The following is a 24,290-nucleotide window of genomic DNA, read 5'->3' as shown; positions in this document are numbered from 1 at the left end:
CGTGTCCTACGACCTGTGCTAGCCGTGAGATGGTAGGCTCTTCAAAGAGCGTGTGCAGTGGAAGCTCGACGCGGAACACATCCTGAACGCGCGCCATGACCTGGGTTGCTTTCAGCGAGTGACCGCCGAGCTCGAAGAAGTTATCATAGACTCCAACCCGCTCCAGGCCAAGCACTTCGGCCCAGATCCCGGCGATGATCTGCTCTTCGGTCGTGCGCGGCGCGACAAAGCTATCTTCTAGCGCGGCGGGCAGATCCGGCGCGGGCAGGGCCTTGCGGTCGATCTTGCCGTTGGGCGTCTTCGGCAGTGTGTCCAGCACGACGAACGCGCTCGGCACCATGTAGTCCGGCAGATGCTCGGCCAGGTAGACGCGGAGTTCCGCGCTCGGAGTTTCGAGTTCTTTGTTCTTGGTTCTTGGTTCGATGTACGCCACCAAGCGCTTCTCCGGGTGCCCGCCTGCGGGCGGCGTATCCTCGCGCGCTACCACCACGCACTCGTTGACCTGCGGATGTTTCGCCAGCACGGCCTCGATCTCGCCCGTCTCGATGCGGAAGCCCCGGATCTTGACCTGATGATCGATGCGGCCCAAGATCTCGACCGTCCCATCGGCGCGCCAGCGGCCAAGGTCGCCGGTGCGCACCATGAGCTGGCCGTCCTCGAAGGGACACGGCACGAAGCGCTCGGCGGTCAGCTCCGGGCGGAAGAGGTAGCCCCGTGAGAGGCTTTCGCCGGAGACGCAGACCTCGCCTGCAATCCCGATCGCCTGCGGCTGGTGGTGCTGGTCGAGGATGTAGATCCGGTTGTTCTGCAGCGGCGTGCCCACCGTAACCGGTTTGCCAAGATCGTCGGCGCGCAGCACACCCAGAATATTGATGTCGCTGATCTCGGTCAGGCCGTAGATGTTGACCACTTCGACCTGCGGCCCAAATTGGCCGAAGACCGCCTGAAGCAAGCGCTGTTCGAGCTTCTCGCCGCCGATGACGAGGTAGCGTAGCGCGTTCGGCGGCTGGTAGGGCGCGACTTCGTTGAGCACCGCCTGCATGTAGGAGGGCACCGCGTCGAGCAGATGCACCTGCTGCTCGTGCAGGTAGCGCAGCAGCGCGCGGCTGTTGAACTTGACCGGATCGGGGATGATATGCAGCGTCCGCCCGAAGAACAGCGTCGGGAAGATCTGGTTGACCGAAATGTCGAAGCTGATCGAGGTGATCAGCCCGGTCGTCTGCACTGCCGGATCGTCGAAATAGGCGCGCAGCCCATAGACCAGATTGATCAGGCCCTGCTGCCGGACCATCACGCCCTTAGGTCGTCCGGTCGAGCCTGACGTGAAAATGATGTAGGCCAGGTGATCGGGCAAGACCACGCGCGCCGGATTCGCTGTTGGTTGCTCGGACAGCAGCGGCCAGTCGGCATCCAGGCAAAACACCTGCGCCGTGTGTTCGGGCAGGCGCTCGACCAGCGCGGCCTGGGTCAGGAGCACCGGCGCGCGGCTGTGCGACAACATGTACTGAAGCCGCTCTTGAGGATAGGCCGGGTCGAGGGGCACATACGCGCCGCCGGCCTTGAGGATCGCCAGCATGCCGACGATCATCTCCAGCGAGCGCTCGACACACAGCGCGACGAGCACATCGGGACCGACGCCCTGCGCGCGCAGGTGGTGCGCGAGCTGATTCGCCCGCGTGTTCAGCTCGGCGTACGTCAGTGCCGCGCCCTCGAAGACGATTGCGGGTACGTCGGGCGTGCGCGCGGCCTGGGCCTCGATCAGCGTATGCACGGCGGCGTCGCGCGGATACTCCGCCTCAGAGCGGTTCCAGTCGATCAACATCCGCTGCCGCTCGGCCTCCGTCAGCAGCGGCAGCTCGGCGATCGGCTGCTCCGGGTTGGCCGCGATGCTTGCCAGCAAGGTCTGGAAGTGGCCCGCCATGCGCGCGATCGTCGCCGCGTCGAAAAGATCGGCGTTGTACTGCCACGCGCCAGCCAGGCCCCGCGCCGTCTCCGCCAGCATCAGCGTCACGTCGAACTGCGCCACGGGCTGCTCCAGCGCGACCGACTCAAGCTCGAGCCCGCCGACGTTGAGCGTTGCGCCGCCATCGCCAAGCGCCAGCGCCGTCACGTCGGTGTCGGTGTAGCGCTGCGCCTGTTGCAGCACGAACATCACCTGGAACAGCGGCGAGCGGCTCGGATCGCGCTCCGGCTGCAAGCGCTCGACCAGCGTCGGGAATGGATACGCCTGGTGCGCGAACGCCGCCAGCACCGTCTGCCGCACCTGCGCGAGAAACGCCGCGAAGTTCGGCTGATCGGCCAGATTGGCGCGCAGCACCACCGGATTGACCAGATAGCCAACCAGATTCGCGAAGTCGGCGCGGCTGCGGCCAGCGGTCGGCGAGCCGACCAGCAGATCGGGCTGGCCGGTGTAGCGGTAGAGCAAGACCTGGAACGCCGCCAGCAGTGTGGTGAAGAGCGTGGTGCCGTGCGTCTGCGCTACCGCCTTGAGCTGCCGCGTCGCGTCGGGATCGAGCGTAAAGCTGTGGACGCCGCCGTTGTACGTCTGCACCGACGGTCGCGGGTGATCGGTCGGCAGGTTGAGCACCGTGGGCGCATCCGCTAGCTGCTGCTGCCAGTAGCGTGCCAGGCGCTCGCCCTCAGGCCCGGCCAGCAGCGTATTTTGCCAGCGCGCATAGTCGGTATAGTGCAGCGTAGGAGCGGCAAGCTCCACCGGACGGCTCTCCTTGATCGCCGGGTAGAGCAGGCCCAGCTCGTGCGTCAGCACCGCCAGCGACCACAGATCGGCGACGATGTGATGCACGACCAGCAGCAGCACGTGCTCCTGCGCGCCGCGCGTAAATACGTCGATCCGCAGCAGCGGGCCGCGCTCAAGATCGAAGGGCCGCTGCGTCTCCTGTGTCAGCCGCGTCGCAAGCTCGGCCTCGCTCCAGCCCGTGGCATCCGCCGCGCCGAAGCTCAGCTCCATCTGCGGCTGGACGCGCTGGAACGGCTCGCCTTGCCGCGCGCTGAACGTCGTGCGCAGCGCGGGATGACGCTCGACCAACGTCTGGAACGCCTGCCGCAGCGCGCTCAGGTCCAGATCCGAGCGGATGCGGACGGCGCTGGCGATATGGTAGGCGCTGCTGTTTGGCGCGAGCTGATGCAGGAACCAGAGCGCGCGCTGGCCGTGCGAGAGCGGCTGCTCCGCTCCTTCGTCGGTTGCCGCGACCAGCTCGATCTCCACCTGCGGCGCGTCGATCTGCGCGAGCAGCTCCGCCGCCAGTTGCGCCAGCGTGCGCTCCTCAAGGAACGAAACCATCGGCACGACGACCTCAAGCTGCGTCTCGATCGTATGCTGAAGCTCGACCGCCATCAGCGAGTCGATGCCGAGCGTGCTGGTCGGCTGGTGCGGCTCCACGCGATCCAGGCTCACGCCCAGCACATGCGCCACCTGGGAGCGCAGATAGGCTTGCAGCAGCGACTCTCGCTCGGCTGGCTCTGCGGCCAGCAGGCTTGCGCGGCTCAGCTCCACGCCGATCTGCTCGGTAGCCGTATCCTCCAAGATATTGCTGCCGATCGTGTCCAGACGATCGGCCAGAAACGCCTGGCGTGCGGCGCTGCGCTGGATCTTGCCGCTAGAGGTCTTGGGCACGCCGCCGGGCTTCAGCAGCACAACGCCATAAACTTGTAGCTCGTGCGCGTCGGCCACGGCCTTGCGAATCGCCGCCGCCATCTCGTCGATCGGCGTGTTGCGATGCTCGCGCTCGACCTCCTGAACGACGACCAGGCGCTCCTCGCAGTCTTTGTTCAGCGCAAAGGCCGCGCCGCAGCCGGGACGCAGCGCCGGGTGGCTGCGCTCGACGGTCAGCTCGATGTCCTGCGGATAGTGGTTGCGACCGCGAATGATGATCAGGTCTTTCAGCCGTCCGGTGACGAAGAGCTCGCCGTCGCGCACAAAGCCGAGATCGCCGGTGCGCAGGAACGGGCCTTCCCCCGTGTCGGCGGTGTAGGCGCGGAAGGTATATTCAGTCTCGGCGGGCTGATTCCAGTAGCCCTGCGCCACGCTCGGCCCCGCCACCCAGATCTCGCCAACCTGATCGGGCGCGCAGCGCTGCCGCGTGGTCGGCTCGACGATCGCCAGCGTCTGGTCGAGCCAGATCTGCCCGCTGCTCACCAGCGTCTGGGCGTTGGGCGCGTCGGGCACGGCGGTCACGATGCGGTCGCGCTCAAGCGCCGTCAGGTCGATCGTTTGGAAGACCGGCGGCTCTGTGGATGATGCGCCCGTGACAAAGAGCGTCGCCTCGGCCAGACCGTAGCAGGGATAGAATGCCTCGCGCCGGAAGCCGCACTCGGCGAAGGTCGCGGCAAAGCGCTCCATCGTCTCGGCGCGGATCGGCTCGGCTCCGTTGAACGCCACCTTCCAGTGGCTCAGGTCGAGCGTCGCGCGCTGCTCCGGCGTGATCTTGCGCGCGCACAGATCGTAGGCAAAGTTCGGCCCGCCGCTGGTTGTCGCCTTGTAGTGTGAGATCGCCTGGAGCCAGCGGAACGGGCTTTGCAGAAACGCAACCGGCGACATCAGGACGCACGGCTGTCCCAGGTACAGCGGATGGAGCACGTTGCCGATCAGGCCCATGTCGTGGTAGAGCGGCAGCCAGCCAACCACCAGTGTCTCGCCGTGGTGCCCGAAGCCCGCCTTGATGATGCGCTCGTTGTGCAGCAGGTTGCCGTGGCTGACCATCACACCCTTCGGCGCGGCGGTCGAGCCGGAGGTATACTGCAAGAACGCCAGGGTCGTGCTCGTGATGTCGGGCTGCCGCCATGCGGCGGCGGATTCGGGCGCGATCGTGTCGGAGGCCACCCATTGTAGCGCCTGGAAGTCGGGGTCGTGCGCCAGCGCGGGGGCGATTCGCGTCATGATCGGCGCGACGGTCAGCGCGATCTGCGGCCGGGCGTTATGAACGATCGAGCGGATGCGCGGCAGCGTGCGCTCCATGCGCGCGCCATGCGGCGGATAGGCCGGCACCGCGATCACATCGGCGTAGAGGCAGCCAAAGAAGGCGGCGACAAAGTCGAGGCCGGGCGGATACAGCAGCAGCGCACGGTCGCCTGGCGCGCTCACGCTTTGGAGCTGCGCCGCAATCGCACGCGCCTGCTGATCGAGCTGCGCGTATGTCAGCCGAACGGCCTCGCCGTCTCCATCAGTCAGGAATGTATAGGCTTGCTGTTCGGGTTGATGAGCGGCTCTCCAGCGTAGGAGATCGACCAATGTGGAGCATGCAAACGGAAGATCAGAAAGGCAAGTGCTCATTGCGCCGCGACGCCTCCAAGCTCGATCACGGGCAGCCCCATGAACCATTGTGTGTTCATTCCCAGCTACTTCCTCTAGCGTTGGTGTGTGTTCAGGGAATTCTGTGAAGATGCAGCCATCGTTCTTCTTTCAGGGAAGCTCCTCCGCGATTTATGTTAGGAGAGATGGCTTCTCAATCCTGTATCGAACGAAGGTAGAGATGTCCAGGCCCGTGCTGATTGCTACACAGGATTGAGGGCGTGTTGAACATTCAGGTGAAGATATTTAATTATGTAACCGGTGCCGATTATAGCTCAGATGAGCCACGTATGTCAACCTAGAGCGGTATTGTGTCCGACTTGTGATCCCCGCTGGCGTGCCCTTACGACGCATGATCGCTTGAGCCGCATCCTGCCCCGACATGCAGGAACAATCTTCGGATAGTACTTTTGGACAGAACTGATCTAAGCGTTGGAGCGGGATAATGCTGCACTTTTGCGCCATTCTCACGCTATGAATATTGTTGGTCGAACGTCTCCGGATTCTGGAGGGTAGCGCTGGAGCGAGGCAGGAATCGTGTGGCAGCTCAGGGGCGACATTCGTTCGGCGTGAATCTTTACAGAATATGGTCGGCTCCAGGTGTATCATCGACTGATTGTGGGACCGTCAAACAAGTAATCAAAAATAGTCAACTAAACGTTTAGAAGCGTGTGCGCTATGAGCGATAGTAGAGCGCCATTGCGTGCTTCGTAGCTCTACCTAGACGGGCGTTGTACGATAAGTCGGATACGCTCTCGATACGCTTCACTATAACTTAAGCAGCATTCTCGCCAATTATCAAAGCCAGGGACAAACTGAGCTGCGCGCCGTGGCAACGCAGGTCTTTTGGCATACGACTTTTGAAGGACCAAAGAACCGGGGGAGAACAGGAGAAGATTCCTCGCCGCTGCTCAAGAACAAGGGAACAAAGGAGCAAAAGAGCAAAAACTTCACTCCCGTGTTTCCGTGCGCCCTCGGCTTCCGTGCCTTCCTGGAAGCCCACAGGCCGTGTCCTGGGCAGCACGGTATTGTTAGGTGGCGCACCCAAGAGAGCCATTCAGCATCCTTATGGACTGTGGTATGCTTTCTGCCATCTCGTGCATCTCATTGACAAGCCCGTGTCCTACCAAAGGAGCATGATGTGGAAACAGTGATCAAGCCGATGTTCCTTTTCGCCGACAGCCAGCTCATGTTCTGGCGCAGCGACGACCGCCTGCTGCTCGATCGGGTGCGTGCCGCGCTGGACGGAGATCTGTATGACGGTCCGATCAAGGCCGCGTACATCGGCGCATCGAACGGCGATGTTCGCGAGTTTTACGAGCTTTTCGTCGCGGCGATGGAGGGTATCGGCATCGAGGATTGCCGCATGATTCCGTCGATGCCGTCGCCGGAGGATGAGGCGTATCTGGCGGAGGCCAGCGTGATCCTGCTGGCTGGCGGCGATCCCTGGCGCGGCTGGACGATCTTCAAAGAGATCGGCCTGGTCGAGCGGCTGATCGAGCGGTACTACGCCGGAGCGGTGCTGATCGGCATCTCGGCGGGCGCGATGCAACTGGGCCTCAAGGGCTGGAGCGAAGACCGGCAGCTGCCGGGCGGCCAGTTCGATACGCTCAAGCTGGTGCCCTATGTCGTCGACGCGCACCAGGAGCCTGCCTGGCAGAATCTCCAGCAGGTTGTGCGCGCCCTGGGCGAGGGCGTGCGCGGCATCGGCATTCCAGCGGGCGGCGGCGCGATCTTCCATCCCGACTGGTCGATCGAGCCGATCCGGCACTCGCTGCTTGAGTTTACGCTGGTCGACGATCAGATCCAGCAGACGCTCCTGCTGCCGCCGGAGCCGCTCGGACTCGAAGCCAGCGCGTAAACCCACCTCACGATCAGCGGCTGGTCAAACCCCCCAGCCCCCCACGTTGTCGTTCTGCACCACAGCGCTGCCGCATGAAATTCGGCTCGTTTGACACCTCATGCATACTCATCCTATGGATGATATTGCTCGCTACAATAAAGCGCGCTGGGAAGAGCTGGCTCAGGCCAATGTCGGATATTCGCGACCCTTCCTCGATCTGGACGCGGCATCAGCCCGCAAGCTGGTCGATCCCTACGGCGTGATGGGCGATGTGCGCGGCAAAGACGTGCTGTGTCTTGCCAGCGGCGGCGGTCAGCAATCGGTAGCGTTTGCGCTGCTGGGAGCGCATGTCACCGTGCTCGACCTTTCCGAGACGCAGCTTCAGCGCGATCGAGCCGCCGCGCAGCACTACGGCGTGCAGATCGAGATCGGGCAGGGCGATATGCGCGATCTGAGCCGCTTCGCCAACGCCAGCTTCGATCTGGTGTGGCACGCCTTTTCGATCAACTTCGTGCCGCAGATCCAGCCAGTTTTTCGCGAGGTCGCGCGGGTGCTGCGTGACGGCGGCCTCTACCGCATCGAGTCGCACAACCCCTTTATCATTGGCATGAGCGAAGAAGACTGGAACGGCGTGGGCTACTCGCTGCGGGCCGCGTATCTCGACGGGGCCGAGGTGGTCTTTGACGATCCCTACTGGACCTTCGAGGGCTATGACGGCAGCCGTGAGCGGGTGCAGGCGCCGCGTGAATTTCGCCACAGCCTCAGCAGCATCGTCAACGGGCTGATCGGCCAAGGCTTTGTGCTGCTTGGTATCTGGGAGGAGCTGAGCGGCGATCCGCAGGCGCAGCCGGGCACCTGGGAGCACTTCAAAGCGATTGCGCCGCCGTGGCTTACCTGCTGGGCTGCCTATCGTCCGGGCCTGCTCAAGGAGCGGCATGAATCGCGTTAAGTTCTCGAATATCGCTCATGGCGATCACATCTTTGCTAATCCGGTGGGCGAGGCGAAGATCGACCGTGTGCTTGGCCTGCTCGACCTGCCACAGGGCGCGCGCGTGCTCGACGTGGGCTGCGGCAACGCGGAGCTGTTGCTGCGTCTGATCGAGCGCTACGATGTTGTCGGTGTGGGTGTGGACCCAAACGCCGAGGCGCTGGCCGAGGCCCGGCGCCGCTCCGCCGGACGAGTGCCAGCCAACCGCTTAGAGCTGCACCAGCTTCCGGTCGCGGAGTTTGCAGCGCCGCCGGGTACATTCGACGCCGCGCTGTGTATCGGCGCGACGCACGCCTACGGCGATTATCTTCACACGGTAGCCGCCTTGAAAGCGCTGGTCCGGCCCGGCGGCGCGCTCCTGCTGGGCGAGGGCTACTGGAAACAGCCGCCCGCTCCGGAGTACCTGGCGCTGCTCGGTGCCACGCCCGACGAGCTGACCGATCATGCCGGCAATGTGGCGCGCGCCGTGGCAGCGGGCCTGATCCCGCTGTACAGCGCTGTCAGCAGTGACGACGAGTGGGATCATTACGAGGGGCTGTATTGTCGCGCGGTGGAGCGCTATGTTGCCGCCCACCCCGACGACCCCGACAGCGCCGAGTTTGGGGACTATATTCGGCGCTGGTACGCGGGCTACCTGCGCTGGGGCCGCGCAACTCTCGGCTTTGGCCTCTACCTCTTTCAGACCTAGGCCAGTCAAACCTCTCGCAGCATGGAAATCCTAACAAGGTGTTGTACCCAGAGCGTGGAGATCCCCGGCGTTGCCTGGACATCTCCGCTGCTCTGCTGAGACGCTGCATCATGGTCATGCAGATCATGCGTTCTTTGTATCGGTACGTTTGTCCTGAGTAACGCCATGCATCTGTTTGATGATGCCTGGGAGCAAAGTCCGGGTTTCTGAGCATCCCTGCCGCGGCTTATAATCCCTATTAAACCTCTTTTTAACCAAGCGTCGGGACGCGGCGCAGGCTATCCGCACGGTTCGATCGTTCCCAGGAGGATCGAGTCGCATCAACAGCAGGGGAGATGCCACATGAAACACCAGCACCAGGTCGTTGGCAAGAACAAGACGCCTCGATGGCTCCACGTCGTCTGGCTCTTGGTGATCGGCGCGGCACTCGCAGCATCGTCGGCTCCGGTTGCGAACGCCACGCACTCCGACACAGGCTCGTACAAGCGTCACCAGGCGTTGATCCACTGGGCGACCGGCGATGGCAACAGCCAGGGCGCGAACGACGAGGATTACTGCGCCGACTCGCAGACCGGCAGCATGAGTGCCGACACGGCGGGCGTGCGCGTGCGCGACACGCTGGTCGTAGCCTCGCCGCGCTGGGACGGTACCGGCAACTGGCGTCTGGACCTGTGGAAAACACCGTCGCGCTGCACCGCCTACACCGATCGCAACTGGATCGAGCTTGAGTACCGCGTCGCCGACGACTGGAGCGGCAGATGCGGCGGCGGCTGGGCGCAGTATAGCTGTGTCGAGCACTACACGCCGATCTATACCTCGCAGTACGGCCACTACCACTACACCTGGAATAACTCGTATCTCGTCACGACGCACATCGATGGCGGCTACACCGAGTACCGCGAACTCATCAACCACGAGAGCGGGCATCTCTTCGGCTTGCTCGACGGCGCGGGCGATTGCCCCGGCAGCATCATGCATAACCGCTGGTATGGCTGCTCGAACTGGCCCTACTGGTATCCGAGCACCGGCGACTTCAACTCAGTTGTCGCGATCATGAATGGCCGCTAAACCAGGCGTGAACCGCTGAGGTTGCTTGCTGTTGCACCGACCTGAAGATTAAGGAGTACACACATTATGCTGCGACGATTGATGAACCGCCAGGTGTTTCTCCACGCGATTGCAATGGCGCTTGTGTTTGCGGCGATCGTGTCGCTGCGCGGGCAGAACGTGCGCGCGCAGCCTACCTGGGACAGCGGCCTGCTGGTCAATACGCGCGCCAGCCTCCGCACCTGTATGGTGACAGCGCCGGGCCTGGCGTCGAAAGCGCCCGCGATTGCCCAGCAGCTCGCCCGTGGCCTCGAAAAGGTCCGCCAGCATAGGGATTGGGAGCCGGCCGGTCTGGGCCGCGCGATCCCGAATATCGAGCGGGCCTGCGCGGGCGCGCAGATCCCCACCCGCGCCCTTGAGAAAGGCTCGGTGGTCGGCCCCGGCATGACGACCAACCCGACGCCGTTCCGCTCGGTGATCTTTGTGCTCGACGAGGCGACAGCGGATCAGGTGCTTGGCAAGGGCACCAACGCCGGTCTGTTCCCCTTCGAGATGATGGCCGTGGGCGAGCACGAGTCCGTCGAGGTCACGTCGGGCCTGGTCGTGCGCGAGGGCTTCGTCGAGAGCGCCGACTTCGCCGATCCGTATCTGTCGCTGGCGCTGGGCCTGGAGCCGAGCAAGCACTTCGAAGCACCGGCAGGCGCGCAGAGCACCAAGTAGTCTCCGCTCAGTCATCGTAACCGAACGACCACAGGGCAAGCGCGGCGCTTGCCCTGTGCGCTTTAAGCGTATCCGATTGTATCCCGATCGAGCAAGACACCGCCAGCGCGGCGACAGGTCATGCCGTCACCTGGACATGCCCCGAAAAAACATGTTAAGCTGATTGCGAAGGAGGTGAGCATGATCCCAGGCTTCGGCGGGCATTACCGCCTGTATCGGCTTGCGGCGGCGCTCGATCGGCTGCGCGCGCTGCCACCGAACGCCACCATATCGCTCGCGAAAGCGGCACATCTGCTGGGCGCATCCGAGGCGCACATGCGCAAGCTGGTGCAGCGCTATGCTGGCTCGGATGCGCTGGATGGCAATACGGTCAGGGTTGCCGCGCTGCGGCAGGCGATCCGTCAGGCGCGCGAGGCTCGTAAGCGCCGCTGACATGTCGCGGATCGGCCGAGTGCTCTTGCACGCGGCGGCGCGTTATGCCGCGCTGCTGGTAGCGCCTTGCATGGCGCGATCATACCTGCGATTGCTGCGGCTTGCGACGGGGCGCGCGCTGCTCGTACCAGCGCATCAGCGGTGTGACGCTAATGCCATGGATCACGATCGAGACGGCGATGATCGACAGCACGATGCCGGTGAGCCGCTGTGCGAGCGTCTCTTCCAGGCCATAGGCGATTGCGTACATTAAGTAGTAGATCGAGCCGATGCCGCGAATGCCGAACCAGCCGATCAGCCCGCTCCGCACGCGATCCAGGCCGCTGCCGAGCAGACCAAGCGCCACGGCCAGCGGGCGGACGATCAGAAACAGCAGCGGCGCGAGCCAGAGCACCTCCGGTACCCAGTACTCGCCCGTGAGGACAGCGCCCACGAGCACAACGGTGCCGACCGAAAGCAGATGCTCCAGCTTATCGTTGAAGTCCAGCAGCGATACGGCCAGAAACTGGGCAGCGTGCTCAGGCTGCTGCGTGACCACCTCCAGGCTCTCCTCTTTGTTGTCGAGCGTTACCGGCGGGAGTTCGGCGGGCTCCGGCGCGTGGTCTGCCGTCCGTAGCTCGATGTAGCGCAGCGCGTAGCCTGCGGCAAAAACTGCCAGAAAGCCGTAGCCGTAGACCAGCTCGGCCAGGCCGTAGGTCAGCGCGATCAGGCCAAGCACCAGAAACTCGTGCAGGCTGAACGCGGTGCTGATGCGCTGCTGCATAAAGAGCGCGGCCTTGCCCACCAGCCATCCGGTGATCCCGCCGATGAGCAGCCCGACGGTCACCGCCCAGAGCATGTCCCAGGCAAGCCAGCTCAACAGGCTAAACGATCGATCGCTCCATACGTCGAGCAGAGCGGACTTGTGACCGGGATGAAGTCCCAGCAGGCCAAGGCCGAGCATCACGAACGGAAACGCCGTGCCGTCGTTGAGGCCGCCCTCGCCGCTGATGCTGTAGCGCAGCTCGTCACGATCGCTTGCGTGCTGCATCTGCACGTCCGAGGCCAGCACCGGATCGGTCGGAGCGAGCACCGCGCCCAGCAGCACGGCAGCGCCCAGCGGCAGACCAAGCAGCAGCGTGCCGATCAGCGCGATGGCCGCGATCGTGATGATCATCGTGATCGTCGCCAGACGAACCGGCAGCAGCCAGCGCGTATCGGTCGGCGACTGGCGCATGTTGAGGCCCACCGTGAACAGCGAGACGATCACGGCGATCTCCGAGAGACGCTCGAAGAGATGCGCCTCTTGCACGATGTCCCATGAGAGCAGCCCAAGCGCGCCCGGTCCGAGCAGCAGCCCGATCCCCAGATAGACGGTGCCGATTGAGAGCGGCAGGCGTTGCAGCACCGGCGTGGCAAATGCCAGACTTACGAGCAGCACGCCGGTGGTGAGAAACCAGTAGATTGCAGCCATGTGTGGTTATGTATCCCGGCTCATGCAGAATCAACAACGTTTTCCCAAAACAGTTGCCAGTTCTGAGGTTTGAAGGTTTCGAGTTCAAGGCTCAAAGTTCAGACTCAGGGTTGCTCCCTTGTTCCTTGTTCTTGGTTCTTTCGTCTGTTTCGCAAGCGGCGTGCCAGAGGCATCTCATCGTAGGATCGAACTATGGTATCCTGTGCGAGCGCGCCGCTAGCGCTTGCTACCTGGGCAGATGCCAAAGGCTTGAGCGCCCGTCATACAACCGATTCATGCCATCAGACAAGGAACATCGTCATGATCTGGCTTCAATTTGTGATCTGCGCGCTGCTTGTCGTCGTCGTGGGCAGCCTATTGTCGCGATACGCCGATATTCTGGCCGAGAAAACCGGCCTGGGCCGAAGCTGGGTCGGCGCGGTGCTGCTGGCGGGCGCGACATCGCTGCCGGAGCTGACGACCGGCATTAGCGCGGTGGCGATCGTCAACGATGTGAATCTGGCGGCAGGCGGTATTCTCGGAAGCTGCCTGTTCAATCTGCTGCTGCTGGGCATGCTCGATGTTGCCTCTGGTAGCACGCCGCTGCTGCGCCGCGCCGAGCCGTCGCACATTCTGTCGGCTGGCTTCGGCTGTGTCATGCTGCTGCTCGTCACGCTCGGCCTGTACGTCACCGCGACGTTCAGCCCGCTGGTGCTGGGCTGGATCGGCCTGCCGACCCTGCTCATTCTACTGGTGTATGCGGTCAGCGTGCGCATGATCTCGTTCTTCGAGAAGCGCCGCGTGCAGGAGGTGCTGGCCCAGGAGGCGGTGGTGTATCAGTACGCGACGATTCCGCTGTGGCGAGCCGTGCTGAGCTTCATCCTGCTGGCGGCGTCGATAGCTGTGCTGGGGCTGTGGCTGGCAATGATCGGCGAGACGATCACCGCCGTCACCGGCCTGGGCACCAGCTTTGTCGGCGCGATCTTCCTGGCGATCACCACATCGCTGCCGGAGATCGTCGCGTCGTTCGCGGCGCTGCGCCTGAACGCGGTCGATCTGGCGGTGTCGAATATTTTCGGCTCGAATATCTTCAATATCGCGGCGCTGGCGATCTACGACTTCTTTTATCTGCCCGGCGATCTGTGGGCACAGATCGCTCCGATCCACAGTTTCACCGCGATTGTCGCCGCGCTGATGACCGCGCTGGCGATCATCGGGCTGGTCTATCGCGCCGAGAAGAAGCCGCGCTGGCTGGTGGGCTGGGAGTCGTTCCTGCTGATGGTGCTCTACCTTGGCAGTATGTACGTCGTCTATCGCGTCACGCTGTAGCCGAACGCAGACACGGCTGGCATACATGTTGCTGCCTGAGGCCATAGCACGAGCTAGCGAAGGAGGAAACCATGCAGAGGCCGAAGCTCACATCCGATCGCGCTGAAACGATTATCAATACGCTGCGTGATAATCCTGGCGTCACGATGACGCTGAGCGAAATCTCTGACGAAACCGGGCTGCCCGCCGACGAGCTGGCGGCGCATCTCGAAGAGCTGCTGTCGCACGGCCTGATCTTGAACGAGAAGACCGGCGATGGCCTGGATACCTATCGCTTCCCCGACGAGTACCAGCGCGGCAGCACCCCGTAAGCGTGAGTCGACCTGAGGGATCGGCGGTCACACCGGTTTGTAGCCGGGTGTGGCCGCTTCGTTGTGTGAGCGCCGCATCCCTTCTTTTATTGGCATAATGATACGCGGACAGGTGCCTTGCTCGACTGGCTCAAGCGCATCAAGCAGGCGGGTCGCTCGACGCGCGCAGAGGAAAGAAGAGCGGCAGCGTCAGCAGCAGCGTCAGCAGCAGCACGAGCGCGCCCGCGACGATCGCGCGGGGAGCGCCCGCGCTCATGCCCAGCCGCTCGGTCATGCCGGAGACGCCCAGCGTATCGAGCAGCGAGAGCAGCCAGCGGCTTACGGCGGAGCGCGGCATGCTGAGCGCCTGCGCCGCTCTGGCAACGCCCAGCGAGCCGAGGGACGGCAGCCCGATCAGCGTGATCGCGTACAGGCTGATCACGCGGCCCCGCAGCTCGCCCGGCACACGGAGCTGGATCATCGTCGCGATCATCGTGGTGAAGACCGTGGAGCTGATGCCGACGACGATCAGCAGCGCCACGCCGACCCAGAACCAGGGACTCAGAGCAAAGGCGCTCAGCGCGACACAGAAGAGCAGGCCGCTCAGCACCAGCACGCGACCGTGGCGCTGGATGTTGGGCAGCGACGACATCGCGAACGCGCCGATCAGCGCGCCCGCGCCGCCCGCCGAGAGCAGCGTGCCGTAGCCGCCCGCGCCGGTGCGCCATACGTCATCGGCGAAGACCGGCAGGAGTTGCTGGTACGAGCGGGCAAAGAGCGCGGCCAGCGCCGAGAGCAGCAGCAGAAACAACGTCGTCTGGTGCCGCGCGGCGTACACGAAGCCGCCAAACAGGGCATCCCACACCGAGCGGCGGCTGTGGTGCCGTGGCGGCAGGTCGCGCATCGACCACAGCGCGCGCAGCACTGCGGTAAAGCTGATCGCGTTGATCATAAACAGCCAGCCCGCGCCAATACTGTCGAGCAACAATCCCGCCAGCGCAGGGCCGACCAGCGCCGCGCCGGTGTAGGTCGCCGAGTTGAGCGAGAGCGCATTGAGCAGGTCTTTGCGCGGCACCAGCTCTGGAATCAGCGCCTGGCGCGTCGGATTATCGAAGGCCAGCAGCAGCGCTCCGGCGAAGGTCGTCAGCAGGATATGCATCGGACGGATCGCGTCGGTCCAGGTCAGAACCGCCAGCAGCGCCGCCAGCAGCAGCGAGGCGGTCTGCGTGATGTACAGCAGCTTGATCCGATCGACCCGATCGGCGACCGCGCCGCCGATCGGCGGCACGACGACCATCGGGATAGCGAAGCTGAGGCCCAGAAAGCCCAGGTAGAGCGGATTGTTGCCGGTCAGCTTATAGATCAGCCAGCTCTGCGCGACGTTCTGCATCCAGGTGCCCATGTTGGAAACCAGCAGCCCGCTCCAGATCAGCGTAAAATTGCGATGGCGTAGCGCCGGGTAGCGAACCCGCGCCTGTGATGTCGTTGCCACAAACCTTCCTTCTCTCTCGTTTCGAGTTCCAAGTTTCGAGTTCCAAGTTTCAAGTTCCAGGCCCTCATCCCGGTCCCAGAGGTCGCCCATGCCGGGGTACCATGCCGGGTGCCATGCGGGTGCCAGGCCCAGAGGGCACCCGCATGGCACCCGGTTCTTGGTTCTCCGCTACCTGATCGCTAAAGTTTATATGGTATACTTCCGACACACCCCAGTCGCATCGAGCATCCGACACCTGGGATCGGAGCTAAAAGTGTTACTGCGTCTATTCTTCGCCTGCTTGCCAGCCGCGCGAATAGCGTAGTGTGTTCCTGAGGACGTAATGGCACGTCGCGCATACCCGCTCGTTCCGATCATGCCCGCTCCCGCATCGCTAGCCGATCCTCCACAGCCTATGCTGTCGCCCGCTACGGCAGACGCGGTCGCTGCGCTGCGCGAGAGCGAGGAGCGTCTGCGCCTGGCGCTGGCCTCCGCCGATATGGGCACCTGGCACTGGGATGCTCGCACCAACCAGGATACGCGCGATGCCAGCCTCAATCGTATCCTGGGTCTGGCCGCCGAGGAGTCGTCGCAACCGCTGGAAGATTTCATCGAGCGGATCGTGCCCGACGATCGTGCGCTGGTCGTCGCGGCGATCGAGCGCGCGCTTCAGCAGCACACCGATTACGATGCCGAGTTTCGGATCATGCGCCCCGACGGCACGATCCGCTGGCTGCGTGATCGCGGCAAGCTGATCTGCCATCCCGACGGCAGCCCGGCGTATATGACCGGCGCGGTGATCGATGTCACCTCCCGCAAACAGGCCGAGAACGCTCATCAATTTTTGACCGAGGCCAGCGTTCTGCTCTCTGGCTCGCTGGACTATACCACGACGCTGCATACCGTCGCCCATTTGATTGTGCCGCGACTCGCCGATTGGTGCATCATCGATATGCTGGCCGACGACGGATCGATCCAGACGCTCGTCGTGGCGCACTCCGACCCGGCCAGGGAGTCGATCGGCTGGGACATGGTGCGGCGCTACCCGATCAACCCGGAGGCGCCAGGCGGCACGGCGTATGTGCTGCGTACCGGCCAGCCGGAGCTGGTGCCGGAGATCTCCGATTCGTTTCTGGAAGCCGTCGCCGCCGATGCCGAGCATCTGCGCCTGCTGCGCACGCTGGGCATCACCTCGTCAATCTGCGTGCCGCTGATCGCACGGGGGCGCACGCTGGGCACCATCGCGCTGGTGACAGCCGAGTCGCGTCGTCGCTTTGATGTCGACGATGTGCCGCTGGTAGAAGATCTGGCGCGGCGCGCGGCGCTGGCGGTGGATAACGCCCGCCTGCATCAGGAGACGCAGCAGCACGCGCGGCGCTCCCAGGCGCTGGCGATGGCCTCGCACCTCTTTGCCGAGGCGAACCTGGATCTTCAGGAGGTGCTGGATCGGTTTACGCGCGTTGTGGCCGAGCTGATCGGCGATTTCTGTTCGCTCCGGCTGATAGCCGACGATGGGCCGTGGCTGGTGACGATGGGAGTGTACCATCCCGATCCCGCAGCGAGGCCGCTGGTCGAGGCGGTGAATGCGCTGCCGTATCGGGTGGACGAAGGCTTTATGGGCCAGGTGATCCAGAGCGGGCAGACGCTGCGCATCCCTGAGCTTTCGCCGGAGGAGGTGCGCGCCATGATCAAGCCGGTGCTCTGGCCCTACCTGGAGCAGGTTGGCCTGTACAGCGTGCTGATGGCTCCGCTACGGGTGCGCGGCCAGATCATCGGCGCGGTCGGCGCGACGCGCAGCACGCCCGGACGGCCCTACACGGCGGACGACGAGGTCTTTCTGCAAGATCTGGCCGACCGCGCGGCGCTGGCGATCGACCACGCGCGGCTCTACGCGGCGGAGCGGCGGGCCAAGGAGCAGGCCGAGCGCGCGGTGGATCGGACCACCCGGCTGCAACAGATCACCGCCGCCCTATCGGCCTCGCGCTCGCCCGATCAGGTAGCCCAGGTGGTGCTGCACCAAGGCATCGCGGCGCTGGGCGCGTACGCCGGGATGATCATGCTGCGCACCACGGACGGCGCGGCCTATGAGCTGCTCGACGCGACCGGCTATGCCTCGGAGCTGTGGGAGGCGTGGGAATACCTGCCGATCGACGCGCCGCTGCCGCTGGCTGACGCCGGACGAACCGGGCAGCCGATCTGGATTCCTTCACGAGCGGTCTATGCCGAGTGCTATCCGCATCTGATGACGATGTTGACCGATCGCACAGCGGCGCTGGCGGCGATTCCGCTTGAAACCGACGCCAATCCAATCGGGGTGCTCGGCCTGAGCTTTGCATCCGACCAGTCGTTTACCGCCGACGATCAGACCTTTATGCTGGCGCTGGCCCATCAGTGCGCCCAGGCGATCGAGCGCGCGCGGCTGTACGAGGCGGAGCAGCAGGCTCGCTCCGAGGCCGAGGCAGCCGTGCGCGTGCGCGACCAATTCCTGTCGATCGCGGCGCACGAGCTGAAAACGCCGCTGACGGTGCTGCTGGGCAACGTGCAACTGATCCAGCGGCGCTCCATGGAGACGGGAACCTTCGGCGAGCGCGATCACCGGGCGCTGGCGCTGATCGAGACGCAGGTATTGCGGCTCAACGGGCTGATCAATGCGCTGCTTGACATCTCGCGGATTCAGTCGGGGCAGCTCAGCATCCAGCCGGTGCCGCTCGATCTGGGCGCCTTGGCCGAGCGGGTAGTTGCCGAAGTGCAGCCGACGCTCGGCCCGCAGCATGCGCTGAGCTGCGAGCGTGAGGCCGAGCCGCTGCTGGTGAACGGCGACGCGGTGCGGCTGGAACAGGTGCTCCACAACTTAATCGCCAACGCGATCAAGTATAGTCCGCATGGCGGCCAGGTGTCTGTGCGCGTGGAGCGGTGCAACGACAAAGTTTGCCTGCTCGTCCGCGACGAGGGCATCGGCATCCCCAAGAGCGCGCTGCCGCATCTCTTTCAGCGCTTCTTTCGCGCCGCCAACGCCGATCTGCACCACATTACCGGCCTGGGCGTCGGGCTGTACGTCGTGAAAAAGATCGTGTCGCTGCATGGCGGCAGCGTGACGGTGACGAGCACCGAGGGCGGCGGCAGCGTCTTTACGGTGGCGCTGCCGAGCCGCTGGATCGCCCCGCCGCCAATCTTCTAGCGCGGCTGCCGCACTGCCTGCGCTCCACCGAGTAGCAGATCAGTGTTCCGAGATGGTGACAGACCGGTGATCGGCATACTCTGGGATCGTTGACATCGGCGGGCGCTCGTGATCGCGGATGTCGCGTACGTCAAGATGAAAGCCGTCCTGTGCCTCGCAGATCAGCTTGAGGCTTTGGTTGAGCGGATCGAGCAGATGCAGCCGCTGGCGCGTTGCCAATCGCTGCATCACGACCTGGATGATCGCGAAGGCCATGCGCGATAGCGCCGGCAGCGGCTGGTTGCGGTGCAGCCGCTGGTGCAGATCGACCTGGGCCATGCCATCCAGCCCGATGTCGTGCAGCAGATCGATCAAGAGGCCCGTCTCGACGCCGTAGCCGGTGAAAAACGGCTGTCGCTCCAGCACCGCGCGCCGCCCGGCGTACTCTCCCGCCAACGGCTGAATGAAGCCGGATAGCTCAGGGTAGAACAGGTTGAACAGCGGTCGGGCTACCAGCTCGGTGACGCGCCCGCCGCCGGTTTCCAGAAGATGCTCGCCTGCCTGGATTGGACGGCGGTAGAAGCCTTTGGTGAACTGAATACGCGGCTCGTGCAGCAGCGGCCCGACCAGGCCATAGACGAAGCGCGGGTGAATATTGCGGATGTCCGTGTCGAGCCACACCACGATGTCGCCGCGAGTCGCCCAGAGGCTTTTCCACAGCGCCTCGCCCTTGCCAGTAAACGCCCCGTACTGCGACAATAGCTGCTGATGGATGTGTACCGGAACGCCGCGCGCGGCAGCGATCGCGCGGGTGTTGTCGGTCGATTGCGAGTCGATCACGACGATCTCATCGAGCAGCGGCAGCGCATCGTACAAGGGCTGTTTGAGCGCGTCGATCAGCGGCCCGATCGTTTCGGCTTCGTTGAGGGCCGGTAGCGCCAGGCTGATCGTGAGTCCCTGCTGTCGCTTCAGCGCGATCAATCGCTCCACATCGGCGAACTCGTCGCCGTCGAAGGTGTTTTCGGCAAACCAGCGATCGACGATCGCGGCGTGATCGCGGCGACGCTCGAAGTGCGCGACAGCCCGCTCTTCGAGCGGTGCAAGCTTGCGGCACGTTACGATCACCGTGCCCGCATAATCTACCAGCAGCGATTCCGCCAGCGGCCCAATCGCTCGGTCGGCAGCGCTGCGCCGACCCGTGGTGCCGATCACGATCGCATCATGGAGCACGGCCTCCTGCTTCAGCGCGGGTAATGTTGGTCCGGCTCGCTCCACCCATTGTGCGACATGCGCCAGCGTTTCGAGCGCGCCCAAATGCTGGCGCGCATTCGGCGCGAGCGGATAGCGCGGATCGGCGACCGACAGCAAGGTGACTGAGCCTGCGTTTGCGGCGGCCAGGGTACCCGCGATCTCGCTGCTAAGCGGCAGATTAGGACCACCTGCGGTCGGCAGCAAGATGCGCTGCGGCGGCGTCGGCTGCTGCTTGACGATCGCCAGATCGCACGGCGGCGCGGCTACCAGTTGCTGGAGCGGCGGGCCATACAGTCGCTCCGATGAAAACGTGGCGGTCGACCAGCCGAGCACCAGCAGATCGGCTTGTGTCTCGCGGGCCGCCTCGACGATCGCGGCGTAGAGCGAGGGCGCAACCCGCACCATCGTCTGGATCGGCGCTGCGCCATCGCCGGCGTGCTGAAGCAGCTCTTCGCGCATGCGCCGGACGCTGGCGACACTGGTGTTCAATGGCTGATCCTCAGGTATCTCTACGACTCCCAGCACCAGCACGACGCCGTCGTGCGCCTGTGCCAGCGTTGTCGCCAGCGGCAGAAGTTGCCCTGTTGCCTGTGGATCAAGCACCGGCAGAATCACAGTAAATGTGTGCCTGGTCGTCATGAAGAACCTCCTGAGATCTATGTCGGTGTTTGGGATGCAGCCAACATTCGCCTATCGCTAAACGTACGCGATGGGTTAGAGATCATTGTGTTTCAGTATCGACGGAGCTGGTGACAAACGTGGTTTTAATCTGGTTGCATCCGCTCATCTGGCGGCTGTGGGGCGGCGATGAATGCTTTCGCCGATCGATAGATGTGCCAACACCACCCAGGCATCATTGGGTGGTGTTGACGGTGTGTTGAGGCGCTGGTTGTCGGAGCCAGAGGCGAGCCGTCACCGGACACGAAAATCGTTCCACGCGGGCTTGGCCGAGCCGTCGGCGCGCAGCAGGCCCCACTTCTCGCTCCAGCCGTACTGATCGCGCAGGAAGAACCAGCAGGTCAGGGCGACATACCACGTGTTTTGCGACACGTTGAAGGTCGTGCGCAGATTCGCGGCCTGGGTGCTTTCGGATACTGCGTCGGTGCGCCAGCCGATCTCGGTGATGAATGTCCGCTTCCAGGTGTTGCTGCCCTCGTAGGCGGTGTAGGCGCTGCGGACCCAGCCCAGATAGGTTTGCAGACTGGAGCTTGAGACGGTGCTGCCCTGGCTGATATAGATGTGCTGCCCGATGTGATCGAGCGGATACTGGCCGGCATTGCCCAGGATCCAGTTCCAGCTGCCGACATTGATCCCGACGTTGTATGTCTCGCGCAGGTAGGTCGCGCCCGCGCTGGTCTGGTTCATGCCGCCGATCTCATGGCCGAAGAGGCCGCCGCTGATGATCTGGACGTTGAACTGGTTGTAGTAGCGTACTTGCGTCCACACATGTGCCAGCAGCGCCGCGAAGTTGGACGGGTAGATGTACGAGCAGCCGGTATAGCCATCCCATGGCGATGATGTCGCGTAGCAGTTGGGCTCGTTCCAGATCTCCCAATAGTAGACACGCCCCTCGAAGTGCTGCGCGACGCGCGCCGCCTGGTAGCCGAACGTGTCGATGTAGGTGTTATGCCCATCGCCGCCGAACCGCTCGTAGCTGTTCTCCTGCCACTGCGCCTGCGAGCCGCTCAAGAACTCGTTGGACAGCAGGCCGATCGGCTCTATGCCCCGCGCGCGCAGCCGATTGACGATCGTGTCGTAGGTTTGATAGAACTGGGCGGTGTCAGTGCCCCAGGGATTGCGGAAGTTGACCCTGGCATAGCGCGCGCCGCTGGCCGCAAGCTGGTCCGCGATCTGATCGGTCAGCAGAATATTGCCGTAGTCGTCTACGGGCGCGCCGAACTGAAGCGATTTGGTGCCTGCCGCATGCGCGGGCCGCGCGCCGGGCAGCAAGGTGGCGCTGAGCAGGAAGATCGCCAGCAGGAGAATCTTCGTGAGCGAGTGTCCAGCTACGGCCCGTCGCCGGTTCGATGGGTTGGTCATGGCATGTCTCCTTGGGCGCTGTACGCAAGCTGTAGCGATGATCGCTGGGGGTGGGAGGGCTCCATTCTAGCAGGGAAGTAAAAAGATGTAAAGACGGGCACGATGTTGTCATCAGGTGGCCTGCCAACGATCGTGCGTGGTGCTGGTCCCGGCGCGAATTGGTATCAAAGTACTATGGCCTCGCGCGCCGCCCCTTGAGTACACTGGTAAAGAACTGGTAAAAACGATCCTGGCTAAAGACCATCGGTGATTCTGCTGATCGCCGCCGGATCGATCGCCTTGCTCACAAGGAGGTGCAGCCGCATAGCATACTCCACCGTCGCTCCCCCCACGACGACCTGCGGACTACGATGAATCTGTCGGTCGATTGACTAGCACTTTGGAGAAACGACGGATGAACTTGTCTTTTCAACGTCTGGCGCTGTGCCTGACGCTTCTCGGCGCGTGCCTGAGCATGCCCAACGCCTTCGCCGCCGATCACGCGGCAGCCGCTCGCCCGATCCTGCCTGCCCAGGGGCCAACCCTGCCCAATCGCTATATCGTCGTGCTCAAAGACGGCAGCAATCCGCGCTCCGTAGCCGCGCTGAGCGGCGTCCAGCCGACGCATCTCTACACCTCGGCGCTCACCGGCTTCGCGGCGGAGCTGAACGCCGGACAGCTCAACGCCTTGCAGCATAACCCCAACGTGGATTACATCGAGCACGATGCCGCCGTGACGCTCGACACGACCCAGAACATGGATGCCAACGGCGATCCGTGGGGCCTCGACCGCATCGACCAGCGCAATCTGCCGCTGTCGCGGACCTACACCTACACCGCGACGGGCGCAGGCGTGACGGCCTACATCATCGACACCGGCATTCAGGCCAACCACCCCGACTTCGGTGGGCGCGGCGCGAACGTCTACGATTCGTTCGGCGGCAACGGCAACGACTGTAACGGCCACGGCACGCACGTGGCGGGCACCGTTGGCGGCACGACCTGGGGCGTGGCGAAGAGCGTCAACCTGCGCGGCGTGCGCGTGCTGGACTGTGGCGGCTCCGGCTCGTGGTCGGGGGTGATTGCGGGCGTCGACTGGGTGCGGGCCAACGCGCAGAAGCCAGCGGTGGCGAATATGTCGCTGGGCGGCGGCTACAATGCCTCGGTCAACACCGCCGTGGCGAACCTGTCGAACTCCGGCGTCTTCGTGGCGGTGGCCGCTGGCAACAACTATAGCAGCAATGCGTGTAATGGATCGCCCTCCGGCACGCCGGAAGCCTACACCGTCGCGGCATCGGAGAAGAACGACGCCAAGGCGGTGTATAGCGACGTCGGCTCGTGTGTGGACATATACGCGCCTGGCTCGGCCATTAAATCGGCCTGGCTCAACAGCGGCACCCACACGATCAGCGGCACGTCGATGGCAACGCCGCACGTAGCGGGCGTGGCCGCGCTCTACAAGAGCGTCTACGGCGACGCGGCCAGCGCGACGGTCAGCAATTGGCTGTCCACCAACGCGACGCCCAACGTGATCAGCGGCAACCCATCGGGCACCGTCAACCGCCTGCTCTACGTTCCGCCGTTTGGCTCGCCGCCGACCACGGGCTGTCCCGAATCGTCGTGCTTGCTGATCCAGAACGCCTACATCAGCCACTTCACGGGCCTCGATTGCACCGGCGAAGAGCACTACTACACGCCCTACTTCAACTCCGACGGCATTCGCCGCTCGTGGAACGGCCAGGGCTTTGCCGGCAATACACTGCGCACCGTGACGAATCGCTCGTGGAAGGATAGCAGCGGCGTGTGCCGCAACGACTGGCCGAACGGCAACACGCTCAGCGGCTTTGTCCGCATCTACCGCGATACGCAGTTTACACCGGTGCAGGCCGCCTACATCAGCCACTTCACGGGTCTTGATTGCACGGGCCAGGAGAGCTACTACACGCCCTACTTCAACTCCGACGGCATTCGCCGCTCGTGGGATGGGCGCGGCTCGGTCGGCTCGATTGTGTACACGGCGACCAATAAATCATGGAAAGATAGCAGCGGCGCGTGCTACAACAGTTGGCCGAACGGCAATACGCTCAGCGGCTTTGTGCGGGTGTATCGCTAGTGCGTCGATCGGAGCAGTGCCGTGCTGCTCCCAGCTTGTGGGTGAAGATCGCGTCGGATGCGCCGTAGCTTCTGGCTGCGGCGCTTTGCTGTGCCGGATGTGCATCGATCCGGCGCGGCATGCGATCGTGCGGCAAGTGGGCGGTCGGCGGGCGGTACCGTGGTGGATTGGCAACCTCAGCGCGATCTGGCTCAATCATGCC

At 63.9% G+C, this 24,290-nt stretch carries 16 protein-coding genes; 10 read left to right on the top strand and 6 right to left on the bottom strand.

Annotation, left to right across the window (positions count from 1 at the left end; translation table 11 throughout):
- A partial coding sequence (locus tag VFZ66_00100) for an amino acid adenylation domain-containing protein (protein HEX6287552.1) occupies positions 1-5,248 on the bottom strand: 5,248 nt, incomplete at its 3' end.
- A gap of 1,201 nt (positions 5,249-6,449) precedes the next feature.
- On the opposite strand from VFZ66_00100, the gene VFZ66_00095 reads away from it, so the two are divergent.
- The 6 genes from VFZ66_00095 to VFZ66_00070 all read left to right on the top strand — a co-directional run bounded on the left by VFZ66_00095 (position 6,450) and on the right by VFZ66_00070 (position 11,026).
- Positions 6,450-7,169, top strand: coding sequence for a Type 1 glutamine amidotransferase-like domain-containing protein (locus VFZ66_00095; GenBank protein HEX6287551.1), 720 nt, complete (start codon positions 6,450-6,452; stop codon positions 7,167-7,169).
- A 115-nt stretch (positions 7,170-7,284) separates the two neighbouring features.
- Positions 7,285-8,100 carry a class I SAM-dependent methyltransferase gene (locus VFZ66_00090; GenBank protein ID HEX6287550.1) on the top strand — a complete coding sequence of 272 codons (816 nt, stop codon included), beginning with the start codon at positions 7,285-7,287 and terminating at the stop codon, positions 8,098-8,100.
- Positions 8,087-8,827 carry a class I SAM-dependent methyltransferase gene (locus tag VFZ66_00085; protein ID HEX6287549.1) on the top strand — a complete coding sequence of 247 codons (741 nt, stop codon included), beginning with the start codon at positions 8,087-8,089 and terminating at the stop codon, positions 8,825-8,827. The genes VFZ66_00090 and VFZ66_00085 overlap by 14 nt, the downstream gene beginning before the upstream one ends.
- 342 nt (positions 8,828-9,169) lie before the next feature.
- Positions 9,170-9,895 (top strand): hypothetical protein, encoded by a 726-nt coding sequence (locus VFZ66_00080; GenBank protein ID HEX6287548.1) that lies wholly within the window; start codon positions 9,170-9,172, stop codon positions 9,893-9,895.
- A gap of 66 nt (positions 9,896-9,961) precedes the next feature.
- A complete protein-coding gene (locus tag VFZ66_00075; protein ID HEX6287547.1) occupies positions 9,962-10,594 on the top strand; it encodes a hypothetical protein in 633 nt (210 codons plus the stop codon).
- Positions 10,595-10,774: 180 nt separating this feature from the next.
- Positions 10,775-11,026 carry a hypothetical protein gene (locus tag VFZ66_00070; protein HEX6287546.1) on the top strand — a complete coding sequence of 84 codons (252 nt, stop codon included), beginning with the start codon at positions 10,775-10,777 and terminating at the stop codon, positions 11,024-11,026.
- A gap of 79 nt (positions 11,027-11,105) precedes the next feature.
- On the opposite strand, the gene VFZ66_00065 is transcribed toward VFZ66_00070, so the two are convergent.
- The gene (locus VFZ66_00065; GenBank protein ID HEX6287545.1) at positions 11,106-12,479 is read right to left on the bottom strand and encodes a cation:proton antiporter; all 1,374 of its coding nucleotides are present in this window, start codon (positions 12,477-12,479) and stop codon (positions 11,106-11,108) included.
- Between the two features lie 300 nt (positions 12,480-12,779).
- Between VFZ66_00065 and VFZ66_00060 the strand changes: the two genes are divergently transcribed.
- Together VFZ66_00060 and VFZ66_00055 are read left to right on the top strand one after the other, a co-directional pair.
- Complete coding sequence (locus VFZ66_00060) at positions 12,780-13,787, top strand: hypothetical protein (protein ID HEX6287544.1); 1,008 nt, start codon at positions 12,780-12,782, stop codon at positions 13,785-13,787.
- Between the two features lie 71 nt (positions 13,788-13,858).
- Positions 13,859-14,098, top strand: coding sequence for a winged helix-turn-helix domain-containing protein (locus VFZ66_00055; protein ID HEX6287543.1), 240 nt, complete (start codon positions 13,859-13,861; stop codon positions 14,096-14,098).
- A gap of 139 nt (positions 14,099-14,237) precedes the next feature.
- Here VFZ66_00055 and VFZ66_00050 read toward each other — a convergent pair whose 3' ends face one another.
- A complete protein-coding gene (locus VFZ66_00050) occupies positions 14,238-15,569 on the bottom strand; it encodes an MFS transporter (GenBank protein ID HEX6287542.1) in 1,332 nt (443 codons plus the stop codon).
- 322 nt (positions 15,570-15,891) lie between these two features.
- On the opposite strand from VFZ66_00050, the gene VFZ66_00045 reads away from it, so the two are divergent.
- The gene (locus tag VFZ66_00045; GenBank protein ID HEX6287541.1) at positions 15,892-18,726 is read left to right on the top strand and encodes a GAF domain-containing protein; all 2,835 of its coding nucleotides are present in this window, start codon (positions 15,892-15,894) and stop codon (positions 18,724-18,726) included.
- 39 nt (positions 18,727-18,765) lie between these two features.
- Here the strand turns inward: VFZ66_00045 and VFZ66_00040 are convergent, their stop codons facing one another.
- Both VFZ66_00040 and VFZ66_00035 read right to left on the bottom strand, forming a co-directional pair.
- Positions 18,766-20,595, bottom strand: coding sequence for a glucosyl-3-phosphoglycerate synthase (locus VFZ66_00040; GenBank protein HEX6287540.1), 1,830 nt, complete (start codon positions 20,593-20,595; stop codon positions 18,766-18,768).
- Positions 20,596-20,868: 273 nt separating this feature from the next.
- Positions 20,869-21,996 carry a hypothetical protein gene (locus VFZ66_00035; GenBank protein ID HEX6287539.1) on the bottom strand — a complete coding sequence of 376 codons (1,128 nt, stop codon included), beginning with the start codon at positions 21,994-21,996 and terminating at the stop codon, positions 20,869-20,871.
- Between the two features lie 394 nt (positions 21,997-22,390).
- Here VFZ66_00035 and VFZ66_00030 point away from each other — a divergent pair, with 394 nt between their 5' ends.
- The gene (locus tag VFZ66_00030) at positions 22,391-24,088 is read left to right on the top strand and encodes a S8 family peptidase (GenBank protein HEX6287538.1); all 1,698 of its coding nucleotides are present in this window, start codon (positions 22,391-22,393) and stop codon (positions 24,086-24,088) included.
- Here the strand turns inward: VFZ66_00030 and VFZ66_00025 are convergent.
- A complete protein-coding gene (locus VFZ66_00025) occupies positions 24,060-24,287 on the bottom strand; it encodes a hypothetical protein (GenBank protein HEX6287537.1) in 228 nt (75 codons plus the stop codon). The two genes, VFZ66_00030 and VFZ66_00025, sit on opposite strands and share 29 nt — an antisense overlap.
- Positions 24,288-24,290: the final 3 nt, after the last annotated feature.

Source organism: Herpetosiphonaceae bacterium (genome assembly GCA_036374795.1).
In the GTDB taxonomy this organism is placed as follows: Bacteria; Chloroflexota; Chloroflexia; order Chloroflexales; family Kallotenuaceae; genus LB3-1.
The sequence above is the reverse complement of the archived record's forward strand: the minus strand, read 5'-3'. Positions and strand labels throughout refer to the sequence as shown.

Coding starts and splice junctions, on each gene's coding strand:
- VFZ66_00025 (HEX6287537.1), bottom strand. CDS start 24,287: ATGATTGAGCCAGATCGCGCTGAGGTTGCCAATCCACCACGGTACCGC.
- VFZ66_00075 (HEX6287547.1), top strand. CDS start 9,962: ATGCTGCGACGATTGATGAACCGCCAGGTGTTTCTCCACGCGATTGCA.
- VFZ66_00065 (HEX6287545.1), bottom strand. CDS start 12,479: ATGGCTGCAATCTACTGGTTTCTCACCACCGGCGTGCTGCTCGTAAGT.
- VFZ66_00060 (HEX6287544.1), top strand. CDS start 12,780: ATGATCTGGCTTCAATTTGTGATCTGCGCGCTGCTTGTCGTCGTCGTG.
- VFZ66_00030 (HEX6287538.1), top strand. CDS start 22,391: ATGAACTTGTCTTTTCAACGTCTGGCGCTGTGCCTGACGCTTCTCGGC.
- VFZ66_00035 (HEX6287539.1), bottom strand. CDS start 21,996: ATGACCAACCCATCGAACCGGCGACGGGCCGTAGCTGGACACTCGCTC.
- VFZ66_00085 (HEX6287549.1), top strand. CDS start 8,087: ATGAATCGCGTTAAGTTCTCGAATATCGCTCATGGCGATCACATCTTT.
- VFZ66_00055 (HEX6287543.1), top strand. CDS start 13,859: ATGCAGAGGCCGAAGCTCACATCCGATCGCGCTGAAACGATTATCAAT.
- VFZ66_00040 (HEX6287540.1), bottom strand. CDS start 20,595: ATGACGACCAGGCACACATTTACTGTGATTCTGCCGGTGCTTGATCCA.
- VFZ66_00080 (HEX6287548.1), top strand. CDS start 9,170: ATGAAACACCAGCACCAGGTCGTTGGCAAGAACAAGACGCCTCGATGG.
- VFZ66_00070 (HEX6287546.1), top strand. CDS start 10,775: ATGATCCCAGGCTTCGGCGGGCATTACCGCCTGTATCGGCTTGCGGCG.
- VFZ66_00090 (HEX6287550.1), top strand. CDS start 7,285: ATGGATGATATTGCTCGCTACAATAAAGCGCGCTGGGAAGAGCTGGCT.
- VFZ66_00045 (HEX6287541.1), top strand. CDS start 15,892: ATGGCACGTCGCGCATACCCGCTCGTTCCGATCATGCCCGCTCCCGCA.